Raw genomic sequence first — 23,239 nt, 5'->3', positions numbered from 1 at the left:
CGTGATAAGTGCGTAGGGAGGGGGAGGTTCCTGCTCTCGCGTCACGCTCGCTGCCGTCCCGGGGCGCGCCAAGTGGCGCGCCCCGGAATGACGGGCAGAGTGGAATCGGCTACTCTCCCACCATGGACAACCCCGCCCGCAACATCGCGCTTGTTCCACCGCCTGACCGCCGTCAGTCGGAGACAGCGCTCGCGATCGCGCGCGGCACCGCGCGGCTGCTGCGTTCGCTCGGCTTTTCCTGCATCAGCGAATTGCCGCTGCCGTCGGGCCGGCGCGCCGATCTGGTGGCGCTGAACGAGCGCGGCGAGATCTGGATTGTCGAAATCAAGTCGTCAGTCGAGGATTTGCGCGCCGATCAGAAATGGCACGAATACCGCGCCCATTGCGACCGGCTGTTCTTTGCCTTCACGCAGGATTTGCCTTGCGATATCTTTCCGCAGGACACCGGCCTGATCATCGCCGATGCCTATGGCGCGCACATGCATTGCGAAGCGCCCGAGCACAGAATCGCCGCGGCCACGCGCAAGCAGATGACGGTGCGGTTTGGCATGGCCGCCGCGTTGCGGATCAACCGCCTGGTCGATCCGCAGGGCCACGCAGATTTTTGGGAGTAGCGGCGCCCCAATAAAGGTGCCGTAGGGTGGGCAAAGCGAAAGCGTGCCCACCAAACCTATCGATGAAATTCGGAAAGAAGTCGTGGGCACGGCGCTTCGCGCCTTTGCCCACCCTACGAGACCTATTTTCCCGCCATCCCCGCGCAACGGCGAAGCCGTTGTCGCTGGAGGTGCGAGCGCAGCGAGCCTCGAAGGATGTACGGCCGAGATGCAGCCGGGCCGTCGCCCTTCGAGGGCCGCTGAAGAAGCGGCCACCTCAGGGTGACGGTGGTAGAGTATCGATTGCCGGAACTATCTCGGCGCGCGCTTCGCCAGGATCCGCTGCAAGGTGCGCCGGTGCATGTTGAGCCTTCGCGCCGTTTCAGAGACGTTGCGATTGCACATCTCGTAGATGCGCTGGATGTGCTCCCAGCGCACGCGGTCTGCCGACATCGGGTTCGCCGGCAGCTCGGATTTTTCAGCGCTGGTCGAGAGCAGCGCGGCGACGACGTCGTCGGCATCCGCGGGCTTCGAGAGATAATCGATCGCGCCCATCTTCACCGCGGTGACGGCGGTGGCGATGTTGCCATAGCCGGTCAATACGATGGCGCGGGCTTCGGGGCGCTTCTTCTTCAGCGCGGAGACGACGTCGAGACCGTTGCCGTCACCGAGACGCAGATCAACCACAGCGAAGGCCGGGGCGGACTTGCCGATTTGTGCAAGACCATCCGAGACCGTGTCACATGACGTCACCGCAAAGCCGCGTGTCTCCATGGCGCGCGACAGACGCTCCAGGAACGGCTTGTCGTCCTCAACGATGAGAAGCGAGCGGTCGGCCTGTTCATTCAGTTCGGCGATGGCGTTCAAGGTTTTGTCCTCTCTCTGCACATCTACATATGGCGTCGCAATCAGGCGGTGCCAAGGCCGCCAATAGTCGATCCGGCCTCATGTGCGACGCAAGGTCGCGGCCTATCCTATTGTTTCCTCGAAGCTCTCGATAGCCTCAAAACGCTCGCGCGGCCACGCAATCTGCACCACCGCGCCGTGTTCCGGAAAGGTCCGGTTGGTAAACGAGACCTTGGCGCCGGTGCGTTCGAGCAGCGTGCGGGCGATGAACACGCCAAGCCCGAGGCCGCCGCCGGCATCGTGGCTGCGCCGCCGCGACAGATAGGGTTCGCCGATCCGGTTCATGAGATCGGGCGGAATGCCCGGGCCGTCGTCGGAGATCACGATCTCGATCGTGTCGTTGTTCCACCAGGCGTTCACTTCCACCGCGGAGTTGGCGAAATCGACCGCGTTCTCGATGATGTTGCCGACGCCGTAGAGCACCGCCGGATTGCGCGATCCGACCGGCTCGGCTGTCGCGGCCACGGCAATCCGCACCTTGATGTCGACTCCGAAATCGCGATGCGGCGCCACCACTTCCTCGATCAGCTCGGACAGTTTCATGCGGTCGAACGGCGCGCCGGTGGAGGAGAGCTGGGTGATCTTGCTCAGGATGTCGCGGCAACGCTGCGTCTGCTCGCGCAGGGTCTTCAGGTCGGCGGCAAACACCGGATCCTTCACCGTCTTCTCCAGCTCGCGCGAGATCAGGAAGATGGTCGCCAGCGGCGTGCCGAGCTCGTGCGCGGCCGCGGCGGCGAGGCCGTCGAGCTGGGTCAGATGCTGCTCGCGCGTCAGCACCAGCTCGGTCGCGGCGAGCGCGTCCGCCAGCTTGCGCGCCTCCTCGGTCACCTGAAACGAGTAGAGGCTGGTGACGCCGATCGCGAGCACGATCGAAAGCCAGACGCCGACGAGATAGATCGGCGGCAGCACCACCGGATCTTCCGAGTCCCATGGCAGCGGGAAATGAACGAAGAACAGGATCGAGGCGCAGGCGACCGCCAGAATGCCCAGGCCAAAGGTCAGCCGGGCCGGCAAGGCGGTGGCCGAAATCAGGACAGGCGCGAGAAACAGGAACGAGAACGGGTTCTGCAATCCGCCGGTGAAGAACAACAGCCCGGCCAGTTCCACGATGTTGAGCGCCAGCAGCGCGGCTGCGTGGATCGGCTCCAGCCGCTGCATCGGATTGACCGCAGTCTGGAGCACCAGATTGAGCATGGCCGACAGGCCGATGATGCTGACGCAGGGAACAATGGCGACATCGAACTCGAGCCCCTGCGCCACGATGAAGATCGCAGCTAACTGGCCCAGCACCGCAAGCCAGCGCAGCCGCAGGATGGTGTCCAGGCGGATATGTCGTTGCGACGGGCGGAAGTCGGAAGCGGCGGTCTCGGTCATGACAGGCCAATCTAGCGGTGCGCGTGTCCTATCACAAACACGCTGGCCCACGATTCCAACGAGTTACAAGTCTTGCACTCCACCGCGCAATGGCGGAAGAACGCCTCCAGCATGACTGAGAACTCCAAGGCTTCAAGCTGGCCGACTGTCGCGGAGGGCATTTCGTCCGCGGCCATCGAGGTCGATCGTCTCGTCAAGGTCTACAAGCAGACCCGCGCGGTCGACGGCATCTCCTTTTCGCTTCCCCGCGGCAGCATCACCGGGCTGCTCGGCGGCAACGGCGCCGGCAAGACCACCACCATCGCCATGATCATGGGGCTGGTGCTGCCGACCTCCGGCCGTGTCCGCGTGCTCGGTCATCGAATGCCGGAGGAGAGTGCCGAGGTGCTGGGGCGGATGAATTTCGAAAGCCCCTATGTCGACATGCCGATGCGGCTGACGGTGCGGCAGAACCTCACGATTTTCGGCAAGCTCTATGCAGTCAGGCATCTCGCGGACCGCATCGCAAAGCTGGCTGACGACCTCGATCTCAACGATTTCATCGACCGCGCCAACGGCAAGCTCTCGGCCGGGCAGAAGACCCGTGTTGCGCTGGCGAAAGCGCTGATCAACCAGCCCGAGCTGTTGCTGCTGGACGAGCCGACCGCCTCGCTCGACCCTGATACGGCCGACTGGGTGCGGAGCCATCTGGAGCGCTATCGGAAGGACAACAACGCCACCATCCTGCTTGCGTCGCACAACATGCTCGAGGTCGAGCGGCTCTGCGACCGCGTCATCATCATGAAGCGCGGCCGCGTCGAGGACGACGACACGCCCGATGCCATCATGGCCCGCTACAACCGCAGCACGCTGGAAGAGGTGTTTTTGGACGTCGCGCGCGGACGGGTGAATGGTGCGAAGGAGGGGACGCGATGAGCGAGCTCGCCCTCCACCGCGGCATCTCCGTGCAACGCATCGGCGCGATGATCCTGCGCTATTGGTATCTGCTGATGTCGTCCTGGCCGCGGCTGCTCGAGCTGTTGTACTGGCCGGCGCTCCAGATCATCACCTGGGGCTTTCTTCAGCTCTACATCGCCCAGAACGCCAATTTCTTTGCGCGCGCCGGCGGCACGCTGATCGGCGCTGTCATTCTCTGGGACATCCTGTTCCGCGGCCAGCTCGGTTTCTCCATCTCCTTTCTGGAAGAGATGTGGGCGCGCAACCTCGGCAACCTCATGATGAGCCCCTTGAGGCCGATCGAGTTTCTGCTCTCGTTGATGGCGATGAGCCTGATCCGGCTCGCGATTGGCGTGATCCCGATGACGCTGCTCGCGATCGCGTTCTTTCACTTCAATGTCTACAGCCTTGGCCTGCCGCTGATCGCCTTCTTCTGCAATCTGATCTTCACCAGCTGGTCGGTCGGCATCTTCGTGTCGGGGCTGGTGCTGCGGAACGGCCTTGGCGCCGAGAGCATCGTCTGGACCTTGATGTTCGGGATCATGCCGCTCGCCTGCGTCTATTATCCGGTCAGTGTCTTGCCGCACTGGCTGCAAGCCATCGCCTGGTCGCTGCCGCCGACTTACGTGTTCGAGGGGATGCGCGCGCTCCTGATCGAGAACACCTTCCGAACCGATTTGATGCTGGACGCGTTAGCCATCAACGCTGGGCTTCTGCTGGCTTCATTTGGGGCATTCCTTGCCCTTTTGCGCAGCGCCCGGAAGCACGGCTCGCTGCTCTCGGGCGGCGAATAACGTCACTTTATCGTGGATTCAGGCTGGTTTGGCCGGTCTGGCCACGTAGATGTACGGAACCATGCATTGACGCAATATTACGCATTCGGCAGTATGCTGCGATGCGAAGAGGAATTTGATCATGCCTATTGGTGAGTTTGGCGGCGCGCCGCCGCTGGCGGCAGAAGGCAGCCCGGTCCTGACCACGCCGATGTACTGGATGTATGAGATGGCCCACGCCTCTCTCAATCCGGCGCGCGCAGTCACCGATGCGACCAAGCTGCTGTTTCAGAATCCGCTGAATCCCTGGGCGCGCACCGAAGTCGGCAAGTCGGTCGCCGCGGCCTGCGAATTGTTCGAGCGCACCACGCGCCGCTACGGCAAGCCGGAATGGGGCCTCAACGACACCGAGGTCAACGGCATCCGCGTCCCTGTCGAGGTCCGCTCGGTCTGGGAAAAGCCGTTCTGCAGCCTGCTTTACTTCGATCGCAAATTCGCGCGCCCGCTGCGCAGCCCGCAGCCGCGTGTGCTGATCGTGGCGCCGATGTCCGGCCACTACGCGACGCTGCTGCGCGGCACGGTCGAGGCCTTGCTGCCGGCGCATGAGGTCTACATCACCGATTGGGCCGACGCGCGCATGGTGCCGCTCAGCGAAGGCCGCTTCGACCTCGACGATTACATCGACTACGTCATCGAGATGCTGCATGTGCTGGGTGGCAACACCCATGTGATGGCGGTGTGCCAGCCTTCCGTGCCTGTCGTCGCCGCGGTCTCGATCATGGAAGCGCGGCGCGATCCATTCGTGCCGACTTCGATGACGCTGATGGGCGGTCCGATCGACACGCGCCGCAATCCGACCGCCGTGAATAATCTGGCACAGGAGCGCGGCATCGACTGGTTCCGCAACCACGTCATCACCAAGGTGCCATTCCCGCATCCGGGCATGATGCGCGACGTCTATCCGGGCTTTCTCCAGCTCAACGGGTTCATCAGCATGAACCTCGACCGCCACATGGACGCCCACAAGCAGCTCTTCGCCCATCTGGTGAAGGGCGACGGCGACCTCGTCGACAAGCATCGCGAGTTCTATGACGAATATCTCGCGGTGATGGACCTCTCGGCCGAGTATTACCTGCAAACGGTCGACACCGTGTTCGTGAAACATTCGCTGCCGAAGGGCGAGATGACCCATCGTGGAACGCGCGTCGATCCCTCCAAGGTGACGCGCGTTGCGTTGATGACGGTCGAAGGCGAGAACGACGACATCTCGGGTCTCGGCCAGACCGAAGCAACACACGCATTGTGCAGCTCGATCCCGGATCATCGCCGCGTTCATTACGTCCAGAAGGGCGTTGGACATTACGGCGTGTTCAATGGCTCGCGCTTCAAGTCGGAAATCGTGCCGCGTATCCACGATTTCATGGTCTCGGCTGCGAATCCGAGCTCGTTGCAGGCGCTTGCAGCCGAATAATCCCGAATTTCGGCTTTCCCGTCGAAATTTCGGGCTCTCCCAGACCTTCCGGGAGGGTCTGGTTCCCATCAGATTCGGGGTATTTAGGTAGTCTTCTAGGAGTGAGTCACCCCTCACCCCTTGGGGGTGCCGCATGCGTCCAGCGGGGGCGAAAAAAGCGGGTTCCAACCCCAGTCTGTAGGGTCTCCCGGAAGCCAGACCCCTGTATATTGGGCAAATGATTTGTTTTTGCGCCGAGCGCTTTCCCTGGCGGCGGTTATGGCAGAATCCGGGCGATCTCCTGCTCCCCGGACTGACAGACATGGCCACACGCGCACTCCTTTATCGGCGGCCCCACGAACCGAAGACCCTTGTCATCAGCCATGGATCGCAATTCTTTGCGATCCGGCTGCGCAGACACCGGCGGGCGCGTCGTTACACGCTGCGAATCCATCCGAGTGATCGTGAAGCCATCCTCACGATGCCGCCGCGCGGCACGCTCGCCGAAGCCAAGGACTTCGCGCAGCGTCATGGCGCGTGGATCGCGGCACGTCTCGGTCGTCTGCCGAAGGCTGCGCCGTTCCAGCCTGGCACAGTGATACCGCTCCGCGGCGTTCCCCATCGCATCGTGCATCGCGCAGGCAGCCGCGGCACGGTGTGGGCGGAAACTCGCGACAGCGGTGAACGCATTCTCTGTGTCGCCGGTGGCCACGAGCATGTCGATCGCCGCGTCAACGACTTCCTCAAGCGCGAGGCGCGCAAGGATCTGCAGCGTTCGGCGGAGATCCACGCCGCCGAGCTCGGCGTCAAGGTGAAGCGGCTGTCGATCCGCGATCAGTCCAGCCGCTGGGGCTCCTGCACCTCGGCCGGCTCGCTGTCATTCTCCTGGCGCCTGATCCTCGCGCCGCCCTATGTGCTGGACTATCTCGCCGCGCATGAGGTGGCCCATCTCGTCGAGATGAACCACTCGGCGAGGTTCTGGCGCGTCTGCGGCAAGATCTGCCCGTCCATGGAGCGCGCCAAGAAGTGGCTCGACACCTGTGGCAACGACCTGCACCGGTACGGGGTCGAGGATTAGGCCGCGCTGTTGCCTCAACTGACGCTGTCATCGCCCGCGAAGGCGGGCGATCCAGTATTCCAGAGGCGGTCATTGTTGAACCGAGAGGCTGCGGCGTACTGGATTCCCCGCCTTCGCGGGGAATCCAGTGATGTTTGGGGCGAACATAGCGTGCCTCGCGCCATAGTCGTTGATCTGCGAGCCATATCAACGATGTCGCCACTCCCACCGCACATCACGCCGCGACATGCGGTCTACTGTGCATGGGGTTGTTTTCGCGATCTTGCTTGGTCGCTACCGATTTCCGCCAAACAGCCGGTCCATCAGCCAGCCATCAAGCCCTGCAGCCGGCTCCGGCCGCACATTGGTGCGCGTCGGCGGCGGGGCGCGATAGCCGCCATTGCTGACCGGCGCAGGTGAAGCTCCGGGTGCCGCCTGGGTCGGCGGCGATATCTGCGATGAGATCTGCACCAGGTTCGACGGCCCCCAATTGCCTTGCAGGTTCGGCAGGGCCGCGACCTGCACGCCCTCGTGCGCCGCGCGCATGAAGCGGGTCCAGACCTCCACCGGCAGGCCGCCGCCGGTCGCCTTCTTGGTCGGCGAGTTGTCGTCGTTGCCGAGCCAGACGCCGGTGACGAGGTTCGACGTGTAGCCGATGAACCAGGCGTCGCGATAATCCTGGCTGGTGCCGGTCTTGCCGGCCGCCTGCCAGCCGGGGATATCGGCCTTCTTCGCGGTGCCCGAGATCAACGTCTCCCGCATCATGCTGTTCATCATGCCGACATAGCGCGGCTCGACCACCTGGTTGTGCTCGTCGGGCTGGCGCATGTAGAGCAGCTTGCCGTCGAGCGTCTTGATCCGCGTCACCACATGCGGCGTGGCCGCGAAACCGCCATTGGCGAACGGCGCATAGGCGCCGACCAGCTCGACGACGGAGACTTCCGAGGTGCCAAGCGCGATCGAGGCGTTGGGCTCGAGTTTGGAGGAGATGCCGAGCCGGTGCGCGGTGCGCACCACGTTCTTCGGTCCGACCTCGAGGCCGAGGCGGATGGCGACGGTGTTGAGCGACATCGCCAGCGCCTGCGTCAGCGTCACCGGGCCGAAGTACTCATGGGTGTAGTTCTCGGGCTTCCAGCCCTTGACCTCGATCGGCGCGTCCTGGCGGATGGTGTCGGGCGTCAGCCCCTGCTCCATCGCCGTCAGATAGACGAACGGCTTGAAGGATGAGCCCGGCTGGCGTTTTGCGGTCACCGCGCGATTGTACTGGCTCTCGGAATAGTTCCGCCCGCCGACCATGGCGCGCACGGCGCCGTCAGGCGTCATCGCCACCAGCGCGCCCTGGCTGACATTGAATTTCACGCTTTTGGCCGCGAGCTCGTCGATGATGGCGGCTTCCGCCAGCGCCTGGAGCTTCGGATCGATCGTGGTCTCGACCTTGATGCTGTCGTCGATCTGGCCGACGAGATCATCCAGCACCTCGCCGATCCAGTCGGCGACGTAGTTCACGGTGCCGGCGCCGACCGGCTTCACATTGTAGGAGGGGTGGCCGATCGAGGCCTGCGCCTGGGCTTCGGTGATGAACTTGGCATCCGCCATCGCCGCGAGCACGACCTGCGCGCGCGCTTCCGCGCCTTCCGGATTGCGGTTGGGCGCAAGCCGCGAGGGCGATTTGACCAGGCCCGCCAGCATCGCGGCTTCCGCGATCGTCACGTTCTTGGCCGGCTTGCCGAAATACTTTTGCGCGGCGGCCTCGACGCCGTAGGCGCCGGAGCCGAAATAGACCCGGTTGAGATAGAGCTCCAGGATCTCGTTCTTGGAATGCTTGCGCTCCAGCCAGATCGCGAGCTCCGCCTCCTGCAGCTTGCGCGCCATGGTGCGTTCCTGGGTCAGGAACAGGTTTTTGGCGAGCTGCTGCGTCAGCGTCGAGCCGCCCTGCGACACGCCGTGATGAAGCACATTGGTGACGAGCGCGCGCAGGATGCCGACGGGATCGATGCCGAAATGCGAATAGAAGCGGCGGTCCTCGATCGCGATGAACGCCTTCGGCAAGTACGGCGGCAGATCCTTCAGCGACACGTTGGCGCCGGCCATCTCGCCGCGCTGCGCCAGCAGGGTGCCGTCGATGCCCACGATCTGGATCGTTGGCGGGCGTTTTGGAATCTCCAGCGACTGGATCGGTGGCAGATGGGCGCCGACCCAGATCACGACGCCGATCACGGCGATGACGCCCCACAGGCTGAGTACGGCGCCCCAATAGACGAGGCGGCCGAGGCCGACGCTGACGGATGATCGCGACCGGCGCTTGGCGCCGCTGCTCTTGGCCGGGGCCTTGCGCTCGCGCGGGGGCTCGTCGTCGGAGGGTTCGGCCTTGCGCTTGCTGGCCGATTTCTTCGGCTTGTGGTCGCCGCCGCCGGGAATGCGATCCGCCGCCGTCAGGCGCAGATCGGCGAGCGCCGCGGGCAAGCCGAACAACGGCTCCTTCCGCCCACCCTTTTTCTTTGCCGACCCCATACGCAAAACGCCCGGTCACCCCGCCCCGCCGCACGCTAGCGGTCGCTGTTTAAGGCCCGGTTACCCTGAGGTTAACGCGTGATTAGGAGGTGCGGCATTCGCCCGCCGCAGTTCCGCTTCCGGCGCGCGGGCAGTAGGATCGAACGCATAAGAAGAGGAAACGGCTATGGGCCACATCGATCCGACCAAGGAGATCTTCGCGCAATTCCGGGACAACGACCGCCCCGGCCCGATCCACATGCTCAATCTGGTGCGCTTACGCAAAGAAGCCGCCTATCCCGACGGCCGCAAGGCCAGCGGCGCCGAGGCCTATGCGGCCTATGGCCGCGAGAGCGGCCCGGTGTTCGAGCGCCTCGGCGGCCGCATCGTCTGGCAAGGCCGGTTCGAGCTGATGCTGATCGGCCCGCAGGACGAACGCTGGGACCATTGCTTCATCGCCGAATACCCGAGCGTCGCCGCCTTCGTCGAGATGATCCGGGACCCCGTCTATCGCGAAGCGGTGAAGCACCGGCAGGCGGCGGTGGAGGATTCGCGCCTGATCCGCCACGCGGTGCTGCCGGTGGGGAAGAATTTTGGCGAGATACCGGAATAGACGCTCGCAAAGAAAATCGGCGGCCCTTGGGCCGCCGATCGCATTCCAAAGTTCGATCACTAGCCCGCCGGGCCCGCGTCCTCGAGGATCGGGCCAAACAGCTCCCAACGCTCGCCGTTGAACTTCATCATCTGAAGCTGCTTGTTGACGCGATAGTCGGTCGGCGATGTGTTGGCAACGATGCCCGGCAGCGAGAGGTCGAGCTGCACGTCCTTCAGGCTGGTGGCAACCTTCATGACGTTCTCGCGGGTCAGGTTGTCACCGCACTTCTGAAGCACGTAGATCATCAATTGCGAGGTTGAGTATCCGTAGCTGTTGAAGCTCGAGTCCTTGTCGCCTTCGGGATAGTACTTCGCCATGAACTCGAAATACTTCTTCATGCCGGGGTCGTCCTTCCAGGTCGGGTCCAGCGGATCCTTGCCGTAGTTGACGCTGATCACCCCCTTGGACGCCTCGAGCCCTGCGGGCTTCATCACCGCACCGACCGAAGTGGCGTTGATGTCGAGGATCTGCACCGGGTGCCAGCCGAGCTCGGCGATCTTCTTGATCGCCTGCGCGGCCTGTTTCGGCGTCGTCGCGCTGAAGAACAGGTCGGCACCGGCGTCCTTGATCTTGAGGATCTGCGAATCGACCGTGGGATCGGAAACCTCGTAGGACGTTTCCGCGACGATCATGCCAGCCGCCTTGTCGCCGAGGCCGGCCTTGATGCCGTTCAGATAGTCCTTACCGAGATCGTCGTTCTGATAGAGGATGCCGATCTTGGCGTTCGGATGGTTCTTGATGATGTATTGGCCGTAGATGCGGCCCTCGACGAAGTAGTTCGGATTGAAGCCCATCGTCCACGGGAAGTTCTTCGGGTCGGTGAACTTGGAGGCGCCGGTGGCCGCGAAAAGTTGTGGCACCTTCTTGGAGTTGAGATATTTCTGCACCGCCGCGTTCGAGGGGGTGCCGAGAAGCTGGAACGTGAGCAGCACCTCGTCGCTCTCGACGAGCTTGCGCACCTGCTCGACCGCCTTCGGCGGCGAATAGGCGTCGTCGTACTGGATCAGGTTGATCTTGCGGCCGTTCACGCCGCCCTGATCATTTATCATCTTCATATAGGCGGCCTGCGTCTTGCCGATCGTGGCATAGGCCGAGGCCGGTCCGCTGAACGGATTGGTCTGGCCGATCTTGATTTCGGTGTCGCTGGCGCCGGGATCATATTTCTTCTGGGCATTGGCCGCAGAGGCCGAGAGCGCAAGGGTGAGCGCCGTCGCCGTGACCAGATGCAAAAGTCCGTTCCTCATTCGCAATTTCCTCGGTTTGTTATTTGCAGATGGTCTTGCCGGACGGCACTGCCGCGCACCCGACGCCATCGCTAGGCGCGAGTGTGAAGGAACCGTTGTTGCAACGCAAGGCGGGGGGCGCTGGCAGTTCGTAGGGTGGGTTAGCCATGCGGGGCGTAAACCACCCTACGCCGTTAACTAACCTGCCGGACCCGAGTCCTCGATGATGGGTCCGAACAGCTCCCAGCGTTCGCCGTTGAACTTCATCATCTGCATCTGCTTGTTGACCCGGTAGTCGTTCGGCCCGGTGTTGATCTTGATGCCGGGTAGCGCGAAGCTCGGGGTGAAATCCTTGATGTTGGCGACCTGCTTCATGACGTTCTCGCGCGTCAGGTCGTCACCGCATTGCTTCAAGACCTGCACCAGCAGCTCGGCCACCGAATACCCGTAGGTATTGACCGTGTTGAGCTTGTCACCCTCCGGAAAATACTTGTCCATGAAGGCGAAGAAGGCCTTCACGCCGGGATCGTCCTTCCACTGGGGATCGCCGGGCTCCTTGCCGTACTGCGTCGAGATGATGCCCTTGGAGATATCGAGGCCGGCCGGCTTCAATGTCGCCGAGATCGGGCTCGCATTGATGTCGAGGATGTGCACCGGCGTCCAGCCGAGGTCGGCAAGCTTCTTGATCGCCTGCGCCGCGAACTTTGGCGTGGACGCGTCATAGAACAGATCGGCGCCCATCGACTTCAGCTTCACCACCTGCGAGTCCACCGTCGGGTCGGTGACCTCGTAGGAGACCTCGCCGACGATCATGCCGGCGGCCTTGTCGCCGAGCCCGCTCTTGAGGCCGGCGAGATAGTCGCGGCCCATGTCGTCGTTCTGGTAGAGCACGCCGATCTTGGCGTTCGGGTGTTCCTTGAGAATGTATTTCGCGTAGATCCGCCCTTCGGAGATGTAGTTGGGATTATAGGCGATGGTCCAGGGATAGTTCTGCGGATCGTTGAAGCGCGCCGCCCCGGTGGAGGCGAGCAGCTGCGGGACCTTCTTGCCGTTGAGATATTTTTGCACGGCGGCGTTGGCGGCCGTGCCGATGATCTGGAAGGTGAACAGCACTTCGTCGCCTTCGACGAGCTTGCGCACCTGCTCGACGGTCTTCGGTGGCGAATAGGCATCGTCATACTGGATCAGGTTGATCTTGCGGCCGTTGATGCCGCCCTGGTCGTTGATCATCTTGAAGTAGGCCGCCTGGGTCTTGCCGATATTGGCGTAGACGGAGTAGGCGCCGGAGAACGGCACGGTCTGGCCGATCTTGATCTCGGTGTCGCTCGCGCCGGTGTCGTATTTTTTCTGGGCGAGGGCCTGGTTGGCGGACAACGCGAAGGCGAGCGCCGCCGTGGCAGCTATCAAGGCTCTGCGAGTGCTCATGTTGGGTTGTTCCTCCTGACGGAATTTTCCGGCCGACGGTCTTTTCCCGTTGCTTGCAACGGTCGCCATCGCTGCTGGCGAGTGTGGAGGAACGGCGGACGCCGCGCAAGGATCGCGGCGTCGCGCTGAAGCGTCTCAGGCTAGGCCAGAGTCTTTCGCCGGCAGCGTCTTACGCCAGGAACAACGCAACCAGCGCGATCGCGGCCGGCAGCGCCTGCACGATCAGGATGCGCGTGCTGACGGTGGCCGCGCCATAAGCGCCGGCCACGATCACGCAGAGCAGGAAGAACACCTTGATCTCGAACGCGAAGGCCGGATTGCCATGCAGCAGCCCCCAGATCAGGCCGGCGACGAGGAAGCCGTTGTAGAGCCCCTGATTGGCCGCCAGCACTTTCGTGATCTCGGCCTTCTCAGGCGTGTTGCGGAATGTCTTCAAGCCGAGCGGCTTGTCCCAGAGAAACATTTCCAGGATCAGGAAATAGGCGTGCAGTGCGGCGACCAGCGCCACCAGGACATTGGCGACAAGAATCAAGTTGAGCTCCCCCAAAAGCGTCAGCTTTCGGGTGGACGTTAGCACGGCCGGCATGGCAAGTGCGATGCCGTGTTTCGATGCAATGGTGCTGCCATGCCCGAGCGATCAAGCAGGATACCTGAACGCTTCGGCCTCGATCGGCTGGCGACGCCGATCGGGACCGCGCTGCTCGTCACCGACGCCGAAGGCCATTTGCGCGCGCTCGATTGGGACGACTACGAGCATCGGATGCGCGAGTTGTTGCGCCTGCATTACGGCGCGGTGGAGCTCTGCGATCAGTTAGCGCCGACGGCGATGAAGACCGCGCTGTCGGCATATTTCGAGGGCGATCTCGATCAGCTCTCGCGTGTCGCATGGCGCATCGCCGGCACGCCGTTCCAGCAAAAGGTCTGGACCGCGCTGGCGCAAATCCCGGCAGGCACGACGATGAGCTATGGCGCGATGGCCGCAAGGATCGACATGCCCAGGGCCATCCGCGCCGTCGGCCATGCCAACGGCTCCAACCCGATCAGCGTGGTGCTGCCGTGCCACCGCCTGATCGGCGCGGACGGTTCGCTGGTGAAATACGGCGGCGGGCTGGAGCGGAAGAAGTGGCTGCTCAGGCATGAGGGCGTGGAGGTTTGAAGCCTCGGTCGTTCCGGGGCGCCCATAGGGCGAACCCGGAACTTCGAGATTCTCAGGTGCGCAATTGCGCACCATAGTTCGATGCTGCGCATCGCCCCGGAATGACGGAAGAAGATCACGCCGCCGGCTGAACCGCCTTGTCGCCGGCCATCACATGGGTCAGCGCGCTCTTGATCGCGGACTGCCGCGTCGGCGCGTTGATCTGCGCGCCGAGGAGATCGGTGACGTAGAACACGTCGCGGGCGCGCTCGCCGAAGGTTGCGACATGGGCCGAGGCGATGTTGAGGTTGAGCTTCGAGATCGCGGTGGTCAGCTCGTAGAGCAGGCCGGGGCGGTCGAGGCCGGAGACCTCGATCACGGTGTAGCGGTCGGACCATTGGTTGTTGATGGTCACTTCCGGCTCGATCACGAACGGCCTTGCCTTGCTGCGCACGGTGCGCCGCGCCACCACCTCGGGCAGGCGCAGCTTGCCTTCCAGCACGTCCTCGATCATCTCGCCGATGCGGGTGGCTCTGCGGCCTTCGTCCTCGTCACGATCGTATTCACGCGAGATCGAGATGGTGTCGAGCGCGCGGCCGTCGGTCGTGGTGTAGATCTGGGCGTCGACGATGTTGGCGCCGGCCGAAGCACAGGCGCCCGCGATGATCGAGAGCAGCCAGGGATGGTCGGCGGCGAAGATCGTGAGTTCGGTGACGCCGCGCACCTCGTCGAAGCCGACATTGATCGCGAGCTTGTGGCCGGCCTGTTCGCTCGATCGCACGAAGCGTGCGTGGCGAATTTTTCGCGGCAGCTCGACCTTGAGCCAGTAGGCCGGATAGTGCCGGCCGACATAGGCGTCCAGCTCGTCGGCCGGCCATTCGGCGAAGGCGTGACGGAATTCGGCGTAGGCGGCCGTGAGGCGCTTGCCGCGGTCGACCTCCGAGAAGCCGCCGGTCAGCACCGGCTCGGTCTCGTAATACAGCGAGCGCAATAGCTGCGCCTTCCAGCCGTTCCACACGCCCGGACCGACGCCGCGAATGTCGGCAGTGGTCAGGATGGTCAAGAGCTTCATCTGCTCGACCGATTGCACGACGGCGGCGAAGTTCTCGATGGTCTTGCGGTCGGAGAGATCGCGCGACTGCGCGACCGTCGACATCGTCAGATGTTCCTCGATCAACCAGGCCACGAGCTCGGTGTCGGACGCGCTGAAGCCGAGCCGCGGGCACAGCCGCCGCGCCACCTTGGCCCCTGCGATGGAGTGGTCTTCCGGCCGACCCTTGGCGATGTCGTGCAACAGCGTCGTGATGTAGATCACCGCACGGTGCTCGGGACGGATTTTGCGCATCAAATCGCTGGCGAGAGTGAATTCCTCGATGCCGCCGCGCTCGATGTCCTGGAGGAAGCCGACGCAGCGGATCAGGTGCTCGTCCACGGTGTAGTGATGATACATGTTGAACTGCATCATCGAGACGATCTTGCCGAAGGCGCGGATGAAGTGGCCGAGCACGCCTGTTTCGTTCATCCGCCGCAGCACGATCTCGGCGTTGTCGGAGGTGAGAATCTCCATGAACAGCCGGTTGGCCTCGGGATTCTCGCGCATCTGCGCGTTGATCAGGCCGAGCGAGCGCGTCACGTCGCGCATCGCGTCCGGATGGAAGGCAAGGTTGTTCTTCTGCGCCAGGCGGAAGATGCGGATCAAATTGACCGGATCGTGCTTGAAAACGTCGGGCGCGGCGACGTTGATGCGGTTGTTGTCGACAATGAAATCGTCGCTCTCGGGCACGCGCCGCTTCGCTGGCGTCGGGCGCAGCCGCGCCATCATCCGGCTCAGCACCGGGGCGGGCTTGGCCTGCTGGTCCTCGAGCTTGGCGCAGAGGATGGCGGTGAGATTGCCGACTTCCTTGGCGACCAGGAAGTAGTGCTTCATGAAGCGCTCGACGTCCTGCATGCCGGGATGCGAGGTGTAGCCGAGCCTGACAGCGATCTCGCGCTGGAGGTCGAAGGACAGGCGCTCCTCCGGCCGCCCGCAGTAGAAATGCAGATTGCAGCGCACCGACCAGAGGAAGTCGGCGCAACGGCGGAAGCTGCGATATTCCTGCGCGTCGAACACGCCGCGTTCGACCAGCTCGTCGGTGTCGCGGACGCGATAGACGTATTTGGCGATCCAGAACAGCGTGTGCAGGTCGCGCAAGGCGCCCTTGCCGTCCTTGACGTTGGGCTCGACCAGATAGCGCGACTGGCCGCCGCGGCGATGGCGCTCTTCGCGCTCGGCGAGCTTGGCGGTGACGAATTCGGAGGCAGTGCCCTGCACCACTTCCTTGTCGAAGCGCGCGACAAGCTCGTCATAGAGCGGCTGGTCGCCGGTGAGGAAGCGCGTCTCCAGAATGGCGGTGCGGATGGTCATGTCGCCACGCGCCTGCCGGATCGACTCGTCGACCGAGCGCGTGGCGTGACCGACCTTCAGACCCATATCCCAGAGGCAATAGAGAATGGCCTCAGCCACCTGCTCGCCCCAGGCGGTCTGCTTGTAGGGGAGGATGAACAAGAGATCGATGTCGGACTCGGGCGCCATCAGGCCGCGGCCGTAGCCGCCGGTCGCAACCACCGCCATGCGTTCGGCGCCGCTCGGGATCGGTGAACGATAGAGATGGCGGGTCGCGGCCGAGTAGAGAATGCGGATGATCTCGTCCTGCACGTGGCACAAGCGCTCGGCGCAGCGGCGGCCGTGGCGGTCCTTCAGCAGGATCGCCTGCGCGGCGGCCCGCGCGGCGATGAGTTCCGCCTTGAGCAATTGAGCAACTGCGGTGCGGAACGTGTCCTCACGCCCCTGATGCTTCTCGGCAAGCGCATCGACCGCGGCGGTGATCCGCGCAGTGTCGAAACGATCATCCACCTGTGGCTTATGCTCGGTCGCAACGCTATCCATGTCTCACCGGATATAAGAGGCGGCAGGCGCTGTCATCAGCCATTCGCCAGCAATAGTCGTTCCATGCTGGAAATCGCCGGCTGGAAGCAAAATTGTTCTCAGGCCACGCGCTTTCAAGGGCGGGATTTTCTCGTTGAGCTCTAGGCATAACTCATTGAAAAACAATGAAGTTTTTGAGGAGGCTGGGCATGGCTGACATCACACGACGTATTCTGCTGGCGGGAGCCGTTGCGCTCGCCATGGCTCCCGCGGCGCGGGCGGCCGATCCGCTGAAGGAAATCCGCATCGACTGGGCGACTTACAATCCGGTGTCGCTGGTCCTGAAGCAGAAGGGGCTCCTGGAGAAGGAGTTCGCCAAGGACGGCATCACCATCACCTGGGTGCAGTCGGCGGGCTCCAACAAGGCGCTCGAATTCCTCAACGCCGGCTCGATCGATTTCGGCTCGACCGCCGGCTCGGCGGCGCTGGTCGCGCGCATCAACGGCAATCCGATCAAGTCGATTTACGTCTACTCACGCCCTGAGTGGACCGCGCTTGTCACGGGCAAGGATTCCAAGATCGCTGATGTCGCTGATCTCAAGGGTAGGCGCGTCGCGGTGACGCGCGGCACCGATCCGCACATCTTCCTGGTGCGTGCGCTGCTGGGCGCGGGGCTCACCGAGAAGGACATCACGTCGGTGCTGCTGCAGCATGCCGACGGCAAGACCGCGCTGATCCGTGGCGACGTCGATGCCTGGGCCGGTCTCGATCCGATGATGGCGCAGGCCGAGATCGAGGAGGGCGCGAAGCTGTTCTATCGCAAGGCCGACGCCAACACCTGGGGCATCCTCAATGTGCGCGAGCAGTTCTTGAAGGACTATCCGGACGCCGCCCGCCGCGTGCTCGCAACCTACGAAGAGGCGCGGAAATATTCGCTCGCCAACTACGATGATCTGAAGAAGACCTTCATTGCGGTGACAAAACTGCCCGAGGCCGTCGTCGACAAGCAGCTCAAGGAGCGCACCGAGCTCACCCACAGCCGTATCGGCGCGCCCCAGCGCGAGTCGATCCTCGCTGCCGGCCTCGCGCTGCAACAGGCCGGCGTCGTCGATGCCAAGGTCGACGTGAAGGCGACGCTGGATGCGCTGATCGACGACCAGGTCCCGCTGCCGGCGAATTAGTAAGAGGCAGAGCGGCGCCACACACACTGCGTCGTCCCGGGCTCGCGCCGCGCGCGCCCCGGGAACGACAGCGGAGAGCGCGGCAAGAGTCATGTTGCAATCCCTCGCCAGACGCGTTTCCTACCGGCCATGATCTCCGACGCACCAGTGCTGCAACAATCATCGGAACCAGCCGAGAGCGCCGGCGCGGCCTCGCGGTTGTCGCGCCATGCGCGGCCGGTGCTGGGGCTGCTGCTGCCGGTGATCCTCGCGCTCGGCTGGGAGCTGGTGGTCTGGTCCGGCTGGTCCAATGGCCGCCTGGTGCCGCCGCCCTCGCGCGTCTTCGCCACCATCGCTGATCTCGCCCGCTCCGGCGAGCTGCTCCGCCACATCGCCGCGACGTTGTGGCGGGTCGGGCTCGGCTTCGCCTTCGGCGTCGTCGCTGGCACGGTGCTTGGCGCCATTTCGGGCTATTGGTCGCTGGCGCGGCGGCTTCTTGATCCCACTGTACAAGCGTTGCGCGCGATCCCGTCGCTCGCCTGGGTGCCCCTGTTCATCCTCTGGCTCGGCATTTTCGAGACATCGAAGATCGCGCTGATCGCGGTCGGCGTGTTCTTCCCGGTCTATCTCGGCGTGATGGGCGCGATCCTCTCGGTCGATCGCAAGATCGTCGAGGTCGGCCGCACCTTCCGCCTCTCAGGCTTCGCGATGATCCGCCGCATCCTGCTGCCCGCCGTGCTGCCGGCCTATGTCGTATCCTTGCGCGTTGGCCTTGGTCTCGGCTGGATGTTCGTGGTCGCCGCCGAATTGATCGGCGCCTCCGAAGGCCTCGGCTATCTCCTGCTCGACGGCCAGCAACTCGGCAAGCCGGCGCAAATCCTCGCCGCCATCGTGATCTTCGCCATTCTCGGCAAGCTGACGGACTGGCTGATCGAGGTCGCCGCGGCACCGTTCCTGCGCTGGCAGGACGCCTTCGGCCGCGCGAAGGGAGCTTGAGGCGATGCTGGCGCTCGACCGGGTCAGCAAGACCTATCCCAACGGCGTCGAGGCGCTGGCGCGCTTTTCCGCCGAGATCAGGCAGGGCGAGATCATCGCAATCATCGGGGGTTCCGGCTGCGGCAAATCCACATTGCTCCGCGCCATCGCGGGTCTTGACCGCGCCAGTTCCGGCACGGTGACGCTCGACAGCGAGGCGATCGCCTCGCCGCACGCCAAGATCGGCATCATCTTTCAGGAGCCGCGGCTGCTGCCCTGGCTCAGCGTTGCCGACAATATCGGCTTCGGTATCGCCGAGTTGCCGGCGGCCGAGCGGCGCGACAAGGTGGCGCGAGCGCTGGCACGCGTTGGCCTCGCCGACAAGGCGCAGGCCTGGCCGCGCGAGCTCTCGGGCGGACAGGCGCAGCGGGTCGCGATTGCGCGTGCGCTGGTGCCGCAACCCGAAGTGCTCCTGCTCGACGAGCCGTTCTCCGCGCTCGATGCCTTCACCCGTCGGGACCTGCAGGATCATCTGCTCGACCTCTGGGCCGACACGCGGCCGACCTTGATCCTCGTCACACATGACGTCGACGAGGCCGTCGTGCTGGCCGATCGCGTGCTGGTGATGCGGCCGCGGCCCGGTCGGCTGTTCGACCAGATCGAGATCAATCTGACCCGTCCGCGCGACCGCAATTCGCCGCTGTTCGAGAATTTCAAGCGAAGTGTGCTGACGTCACTCGACCGTTCGCTCGACCGCAACGTGCCCGACCGTGACGCAACCCAGGGTCCCGGTCAGGCCATGTGGTGGTGACATTTTCGCCCCGAGCCGGTACATCGAGAGACAATTTTCCCGGGAGAGAACAAGATGGATGCCGCAGAGCTGCGCCAGATGCAGGCCCCTATCAAGGAACGCTACAAGTCCGATCCCAAGACCGCGATGATCACGCTGAAGGCCAAGGGCTCGACCGAGAGCGAAGGCATCGCCTGCAAGGTTGAGACCGGCCGCGCCATCGCGACGGCTGGCCTGCATCCGGCCACCGGCGGTTCAGGGCTCGAGCTCTGCTCCGGTGACATGCTGCTGGAAGCGCTCGTTGCCTGCGCCGGTGTCACACTGAAGTCGGTTGCGACCGCGATCGAAGTGCCGCTCAGAAGCGGCAATGTCTACGCCGAGGGCGATCTCGATTTCCGCGGCACACTCGGCATCGACAAGGAGACCCCGGTCGGCTTCGCCGAGATACGCCTCCGCTTCGAGGTCGACACGCCGGCACCGCAAGACAAGCTCGATCTCCTGCTCAAGCTCACCGAGCGCTATTGCGTGGTCTATCAGACCATCAAGAACGGCCCGAAGGTTTCGGTGTCGATGCAGCGGGTGTGAGGCGCAGGTCGTAACCGCAGCAATTGGTGTCGTCCCGGGGCTCGCGCTTCGCGCGCCCCGGAATGACAGACAAAATGTCCCCCGACCTCCATTTCATCGTCTTCCTCCTCCTGCGCATGGCGATCGCGGCGGCGTTCGTCGTGTCGGCGTCTGTGATCACCGAGCGCTCGGGGCCGGCGATCGGAGCGCTGGTTGCGACGCTGCCGGTTTCCGCCGGCCCCTCCTACGTCTTCCTCGCGATCGACCATGACGCCGCCTTCATCGCGCAGGGCGCGTTGTCGAGCTTGCCGGTCAACGCCGCAACGATCTTCATGGGCCTCACCTATGTCGTGCTGGCGCAGCGGCACAGCATGGCGGTGAGCTGCGGCAGCGCGTTCGCGGTCTGGATCGCGATCGCATCGGTCATCCGCATGTTCGACTGGACACTCACCGCGGGCCTCACCGCGAACTTCATCGCGTTCGGCATCTGCATTCCGCTGCTCTCAGGCTATCGCCACGTGAAGATGCCGCTGGTGACGCGCCGCTGGTACGACATCCCGATGCGGGCCGCGCTGGTCGCGACTCTCGTCGCCATCGTCGTCTCGACGTCGAATTGGGTCGGCCCTCGCATCAGCGGCATCATTGCGCTGTTCCCCGTGGTGTTCTCCAGCATGATGGTGATCCTGCATCCCCGCATTGGCGGCCCGCCGACCGCCGCCGTGCTCGCCAATTCCGCGTGGGGCCTGCTCGGTTTCGGCATGGCGATCGCCGTCATGCACGTTGCGGTGGAGAAACTTGGATCAGCGGTTGGCCTTTGCCTCGCGCTTGCAACCTGCGTGACGTGGAACCTGACGCTGTGGTGGAATGGGCGTAGAGCGCGACGCATTGGAACGTAAGCGTTGCGTACGGATATTTTGCGGTGATCCTCCTCGTATTTCTCCGGTATTCGGCCGCCCGATTTCGATAGCGTCGTTAATTTAATCTTTGTGCCTTGCCCGTAAATGTACTCGTCAGTTGTTGAGGCGACCGACGTTAAGTGCGGGCCTGCAGTTCCACTACACCCGAGTGACGAGCGAGCCGAAAATTTTCGAGCGCGCGGGCGATGCTGCCTGCGTCATGCAAACGATTTCTCATCGAGGAGATGCTTTAATGTTCGGTCGCAAGTCCCATTCTGACGCCCAGGCGCGGCTCGATGCCATCGGCCGTTCCCAGGCGATGATCGAATTCAATCTTGATGGGACGATCATCACGGCCAACAAGAATTTTCTCGATGCCCTCGGTTATAGGCTCGACGATATCCAGGGCAAGCATCATTCCATGTTCGTGCCGGCCGACCAGCGCGAAACCGCTGAGTACAAGGCGTTCTGGGCCGCACTGAATCGTGGCGAGTATCAGGCGCGCGAGTTCAAGCGAATCGCGAAGGACGGCCACGAGATCTGGATCGAAGCATCCTACAATCCGGTGCTCGACGGCAACGGCAAGGCGGTGATGGTCGCCAAGATTGCGACCGACATCACCGAGAAGAAGATCCGGAGCATGACGGACGCTTCGAAGATCGCCGCCAGCAGTCGTGCCCAGGCGGTGATCGAGTTCAAGCTCGACGGCACCATTGTCGCCGCCAACGAGAATTTCTGCAATGCGCTCGGCTATTCGCTGGCCGAGATCCAGGGCAAGCATCACAGCATGTTCGTGGCGCCCGCCGAGCGCGATGGCGCGGCCTATCGCGAATTCTGGGCGAAGCTCAATCGCGGTGAGTACCAGGCCGGCGAGTTCAAGCGTATCGGCAAGGGTGGCCGAGAGGTCTGGATTCTCGCCTCTTACAACCCGCTGCTCGACGAGAGCGGCAAGCCGTTCGGCGTAGTCAAATACGCAACAGACGTCACCGCGGAAAAGCTGAAGAACGCCGACCGCGCCGGCCAGCTCGAAGCCATCGACAAGGCGCAGGCCGTGATCGAGTTCAACATGGACGGCACGATCATCACAGCGAACTCGAACTTCCTCGCAGCCCTCGGCTATTCGCTGGCCGAGATCAAGGGCAAGCATCACAGCATGTTCGTCGAGCCCGGTGAGCGCGACGGCGCCGCCTATCGCGAATTCTGGGCCGCGCTCAACCGCGGTCAGTACCAGGCAGGGGAATACAAGCGCATCGGCAAGGGCGGCAAGGAAGTCTACATCCAGGCCTCCTACAACCCGATCTTCGATCTCAACGGCAGGCCCTACAAGGTCGTGAAATACGCCACCGATGTCACGAAGCAGGTGCTGGTACGCATGGGCAACGAACGCGTTCGCGGCATGATGGAATCGGTCGCCGCCGGATCAGAGGAGCTGAATGCCTCGGTGCGGGAGATCTCGGAGGCCATGACAAAGTCGCGCGAGACGGCGATGAGCGCGGTGGATCAGGTCGCTACCGCCGACGCGCAGGCCCAGCGCCTCACCGAAGCCGCGCAGGCAATGAGCGGCATCGTCGAGCTCATCAACAACATCACCGGGCAGATCAACCTGCTCGCGCTCAACGCCACGATCGAATCGGCGCGCGCTGGCGAAGCCGGTCGCGGCTTCGCCGTGGTCGCCTCGGAGGTCAAGAGCCTCGCCAACCAGGCCAAGCAGGCCACGGACAAGATTGGCGCGGAGATCGGCAGCCTCAACGGCATCTCCGGTGACGTCGTCACCGCTCTGGCTTCGATCAAGACGGCCATCAACAACGTCAGCGAATATGTCACGTCGACGGCCGCCGCAATCGAGGAGCAGAGCACGGTCACGAACGAAATGTCGACCAGCATGCAACGCGCCGCCGCGGAAGCTGCGGCGATCGCGGCGAGGGCTTAAAC

The 23,239-nt window shown here is 63.6% G+C and carries 20 protein-coding genes; 13 read left to right on the top strand and 7 right to left on the bottom strand.

Annotated features, from left to right (window positions below):
• Positions 1-122 precede the first annotated feature (122 nt).
• Positions 123-614, top strand: a complete 492-nt coding sequence (locus L6637_RS19600) for an MmcB family DNA repair protein (protein WP_237871747.1) — start codon at positions 123-125, stop codon at positions 612-614.
• 291 nt (positions 615-905) lie between these two features.
• Here the strand turns inward: L6637_RS19600 and L6637_RS19595 are convergent, their stop codons facing one another.
• Both L6637_RS19595 and L6637_RS19590 read right to left on the bottom strand, forming a co-directional pair.
• Positions 906-1,460: an ActR/PrrA/RegA family redox response regulator transcription factor gene (locus L6637_RS19595; protein ID WP_237871745.1), complete on the bottom strand. Its 555-nt coding sequence runs from the start codon at positions 1,458-1,460 to the stop codon at positions 906-908.
• Positions 1,461-1,562: 102 nt separating this feature from the next.
• On the bottom strand, positions 1,563-2,873 hold the full coding sequence (locus L6637_RS19590; protein ID WP_237871743.1) for an ActS/PrrB/RegB family redox-sensitive histidine kinase: 1,311 nt from the start codon (positions 2,871-2,873) through the stop codon (positions 1,563-1,565).
• Positions 2,874-2,984: 111 nt separating this feature from the next.
• Here L6637_RS19590 and L6637_RS19585 point away from each other — a divergent pair, with 111 nt between their 5' ends.
• The 4 genes from L6637_RS19585 to L6637_RS19570 all read left to right on the top strand — a co-directional run bounded on the left by L6637_RS19585 (position 2,985) and on the right by L6637_RS19570 (position 7,110).
• Positions 2,985-3,788: an ABC transporter ATP-binding protein gene (locus L6637_RS19585; RefSeq protein ID WP_237871741.1), complete on the top strand. Its 804-nt coding sequence runs from the start codon at positions 2,985-2,987 to the stop codon at positions 3,786-3,788.
• On the top strand, positions 3,785-4,603 hold the full coding sequence (locus L6637_RS19580) for an ABC transporter permease (protein ID WP_237871739.1): 819 nt from the start codon (positions 3,785-3,787) through the stop codon (positions 4,601-4,603). The genes L6637_RS19585 and L6637_RS19580 overlap by 4 nt, the downstream gene beginning before the upstream one ends.
• 121 nt (positions 4,604-4,724) lie before the next feature.
• The gene (locus L6637_RS19575; protein WP_237860452.1) at positions 4,725-6,053 is read left to right on the top strand and encodes a polyhydroxyalkanoate depolymerase; all 1,329 of its coding nucleotides are present in this window, start codon (positions 4,725-4,727) and stop codon (positions 6,051-6,053) included.
• 217 nt (positions 6,054-6,270) lie between these two features.
• Positions 6,271-7,110: a M48 family metallopeptidase gene (locus L6637_RS19570; RefSeq protein WP_237871737.1), complete on the top strand. Its 840-nt coding sequence runs from the start codon at positions 6,271-6,273 to the stop codon at positions 7,108-7,110.
• A gap of 273 nt (positions 7,111-7,383) precedes the next feature.
• On the opposite strand, the gene L6637_RS19565 is transcribed toward L6637_RS19570, so the two are convergent.
• Positions 7,384-9,600 (bottom strand): transglycosylase domain-containing protein, encoded by a 2,217-nt coding sequence (locus tag L6637_RS19565; protein WP_237871736.1) that lies wholly within the window; start codon positions 9,598-9,600, stop codon positions 7,384-7,386.
• Positions 9,601-9,766: 166 nt separating this feature from the next.
• Here L6637_RS19565 and L6637_RS19560 point away from each other — a divergent pair, with 166 nt between their 5' ends.
• Complete coding sequence (locus L6637_RS19560; protein WP_060737395.1) at positions 9,767-10,192, top strand: DUF1330 domain-containing protein; 426 nt, start codon at positions 9,767-9,769, stop codon at positions 10,190-10,192.
• 59 nt (positions 10,193-10,251) lie between these two features.
• On the opposite strand, the gene L6637_RS19555 is transcribed toward L6637_RS19560, so the two are convergent.
• The 3 genes from L6637_RS19555 to L6637_RS19545 form a co-directional block, all read right to left on the bottom strand.
• Positions 10,252-11,478 (bottom strand): ABC transporter substrate-binding protein, encoded by a 1,227-nt coding sequence (locus L6637_RS19555; RefSeq protein WP_237860445.1) that lies wholly within the window; start codon positions 11,476-11,478, stop codon positions 10,252-10,254.
• Between the two features lie 177 nt (positions 11,479-11,655).
• Complete coding sequence (locus tag L6637_RS19550) at positions 11,656-12,882, bottom strand: ABC transporter substrate-binding protein (protein ID WP_237871734.1); 1,227 nt, start codon at positions 12,880-12,882, stop codon at positions 11,656-11,658.
• A 169-nt stretch (positions 12,883-13,051) separates the two neighbouring features.
• The gene (locus tag L6637_RS19545) at positions 13,052-13,468 is read right to left on the bottom strand and encodes a DUF1304 domain-containing protein (RefSeq protein WP_237871733.1); all 417 of its coding nucleotides are present in this window, start codon (positions 13,466-13,468) and stop codon (positions 13,052-13,054) included.
• Between the two features lie 39 nt (positions 13,469-13,507).
• Between L6637_RS19545 and L6637_RS19540 the strand changes: the two genes are divergently transcribed.
• Positions 13,508-14,038, top strand: coding sequence for a methylated-DNA--[protein]-cysteine S-methyltransferase (locus L6637_RS19540; protein WP_237871731.1), 531 nt, complete (start codon positions 13,508-13,510; stop codon positions 14,036-14,038).
• 115 nt (positions 14,039-14,153) lie between these two features.
• On the opposite strand, the gene L6637_RS19535 is transcribed toward L6637_RS19540, so the two are convergent.
• Positions 14,154-16,943 carry a [protein-PII] uridylyltransferase gene (locus L6637_RS19535; RefSeq protein WP_237860437.1) on the bottom strand — a complete coding sequence of 930 codons (2,790 nt, stop codon included), beginning with the start codon at positions 16,941-16,943 and terminating at the stop codon, positions 14,154-14,156.
• Positions 16,944-17,131: 188 nt separating this feature from the next.
• On the opposite strand from L6637_RS19535, the gene L6637_RS19530 reads away from it, so the two are divergent.
• The 6 genes from L6637_RS19530 (at position 17,132) to L6637_RS19505 (ending at position 23,237) form a co-directional block, all read left to right on the top strand.
• Positions 17,132-18,103 (top strand): aliphatic sulfonate ABC transporter substrate-binding protein, encoded by a 972-nt coding sequence (locus tag L6637_RS19530; protein ID WP_237871729.1) that lies wholly within the window; start codon positions 17,132-17,134, stop codon positions 18,101-18,103.
• 129 nt (positions 18,104-18,232) lie between these two features.
• The gene (locus L6637_RS19525) at positions 18,233-19,078 is read left to right on the top strand and encodes an ABC transporter permease (RefSeq protein ID WP_237871727.1); all 846 of its coding nucleotides are present in this window, start codon (positions 18,233-18,235) and stop codon (positions 19,076-19,078) included.
• A 4-nt stretch (positions 19,079-19,082) separates the two neighbouring features.
• Positions 19,083-19,868 (top strand): ABC transporter ATP-binding protein, encoded by a 786-nt coding sequence (locus L6637_RS19520; protein ID WP_237860430.1) that lies wholly within the window; start codon positions 19,083-19,085, stop codon positions 19,866-19,868.
• A 54-nt stretch (positions 19,869-19,922) separates the two neighbouring features.
• Positions 19,923-20,432, top strand: a complete 510-nt coding sequence (locus L6637_RS19515; RefSeq protein ID WP_237860428.1) for an OsmC family protein — start codon at positions 19,923-19,925, stop codon at positions 20,430-20,432.
• Between the two features lie 74 nt (positions 20,433-20,506).
• Positions 20,507-21,307, top strand: a complete 801-nt coding sequence (locus L6637_RS19510; RefSeq protein ID WP_237871725.1) for a hypothetical protein — start codon at positions 20,507-20,509, stop codon at positions 21,305-21,307.
• Positions 21,308-21,560: 253 nt separating this feature from the next.
• Complete coding sequence (locus tag L6637_RS19505; protein WP_237871723.1) at positions 21,561-23,237, top strand: methyl-accepting chemotaxis protein; 1,677 nt, start codon at positions 21,561-21,563, stop codon at positions 23,235-23,237.
• Positions 23,238-23,239 lie beyond the last annotated feature (2 nt).

The sequence above is a fragment of the Bradyrhizobium zhengyangense genome (genome assembly GCF_022012435.1).
GTDB classification, from domain to species: Bacteria; Pseudomonadota; Alphaproteobacteria; order Rhizobiales; family Xanthobacteraceae; genus Bradyrhizobium; species Bradyrhizobium zhengyangense.
Note: the sequence above shows the minus strand (reverse complement) of the source record. Positions and strands in the feature narration are given on the sequence as shown.

Excerpts from the sequence above, each read along its gene's own strand:
- L6637_RS19565 (WP_237871736.1), bottom strand. The coding sequence starts at position 9,600 with ATGGGGTCGGCAAAGAAAAAGGGTGGGCGGAAGGAGCCGTTGTTCGGC.
- L6637_RS19505 (WP_237871723.1), top strand. The coding sequence starts at position 21,561 with ATGTTCGGTCGCAAGTCCCATTCTGACGCCCAGGCGCGGCTCGATGCC.
- L6637_RS19600 (WP_237871747.1), top strand. The coding sequence starts at position 123 with ATGGACAACCCCGCCCGCAACATCGCGCTTGTTCCACCGCCTGACCGC.
- L6637_RS19585 (WP_237871741.1), top strand. The coding sequence starts at position 2,985 with ATGACTGAGAACTCCAAGGCTTCAAGCTGGCCGACTGTCGCGGAGGGC.
- L6637_RS19575 (WP_237860452.1), top strand. The coding sequence starts at position 4,725 with ATGCCTATTGGTGAGTTTGGCGGCGCGCCGCCGCTGGCGGCAGAAGGC.
- L6637_RS19540 (WP_237871731.1), top strand. The coding sequence starts at position 13,508 with ATGCCCGAGCGATCAAGCAGGATACCTGAACGCTTCGGCCTCGATCGG.
- L6637_RS19580 (WP_237871739.1), top strand. The coding sequence starts at position 3,785 with ATGAGCGAGCTCGCCCTCCACCGCGGCATCTCCGTGCAACGCATCGGC.
- L6637_RS19545 (WP_237871733.1), bottom strand. The coding sequence starts at position 13,468 with ATGCCGGCCGTGCTAACGTCCACCCGAAAGCTGACGCTTTTGGGGGAG.
- L6637_RS19550 (WP_237871734.1), bottom strand. The coding sequence starts at position 12,882 with ATGAGCACTCGCAGAGCCTTGATAGCTGCCACGGCGGCGCTCGCCTTC.
- L6637_RS19520 (WP_237860430.1), top strand. The coding sequence starts at position 19,083 with ATGCTGGCGCTCGACCGGGTCAGCAAGACCTATCCCAACGGCGTCGAG.
- L6637_RS19525 (WP_237871727.1), top strand. The coding sequence starts at position 18,233 with ATGATCTCCGACGCACCAGTGCTGCAACAATCATCGGAACCAGCCGAG.
- L6637_RS19515 (WP_237860428.1), top strand. The coding sequence starts at position 19,923 with ATGGATGCCGCAGAGCTGCGCCAGATGCAGGCCCCTATCAAGGAACGC.
- L6637_RS19555 (WP_237860445.1), bottom strand. The coding sequence starts at position 11,478 with ATGAGGAACGGACTTTTGCATCTGGTCACGGCGACGGCGCTCACCCTT.
- L6637_RS19570 (WP_237871737.1), top strand. The coding sequence starts at position 6,271 with ATGATTTGTTTTTGCGCCGAGCGCTTTCCCTGGCGGCGGTTATGGCAG.
- L6637_RS19530 (WP_237871729.1), top strand. The coding sequence starts at position 17,132 with ATGGCTGACATCACACGACGTATTCTGCTGGCGGGAGCCGTTGCGCTC.
- L6637_RS19510 (WP_237871725.1), top strand. The coding sequence starts at position 20,507 with ATGTCCCCCGACCTCCATTTCATCGTCTTCCTCCTCCTGCGCATGGCG.
- L6637_RS19535 (WP_237860437.1), bottom strand. The coding sequence starts at position 16,943 with ATGGATAGCGTTGCGACCGAGCATAAGCCACAGGTGGATGATCGTTTC.
- L6637_RS19590 (WP_237871743.1), bottom strand. The coding sequence starts at position 2,873 with ATGACCGAGACCGCCGCTTCCGACTTCCGCCCGTCGCAACGACATATC.
- L6637_RS19560 (WP_060737395.1), top strand. The coding sequence starts at position 9,767 with ATGGGCCACATCGATCCGACCAAGGAGATCTTCGCGCAATTCCGGGAC.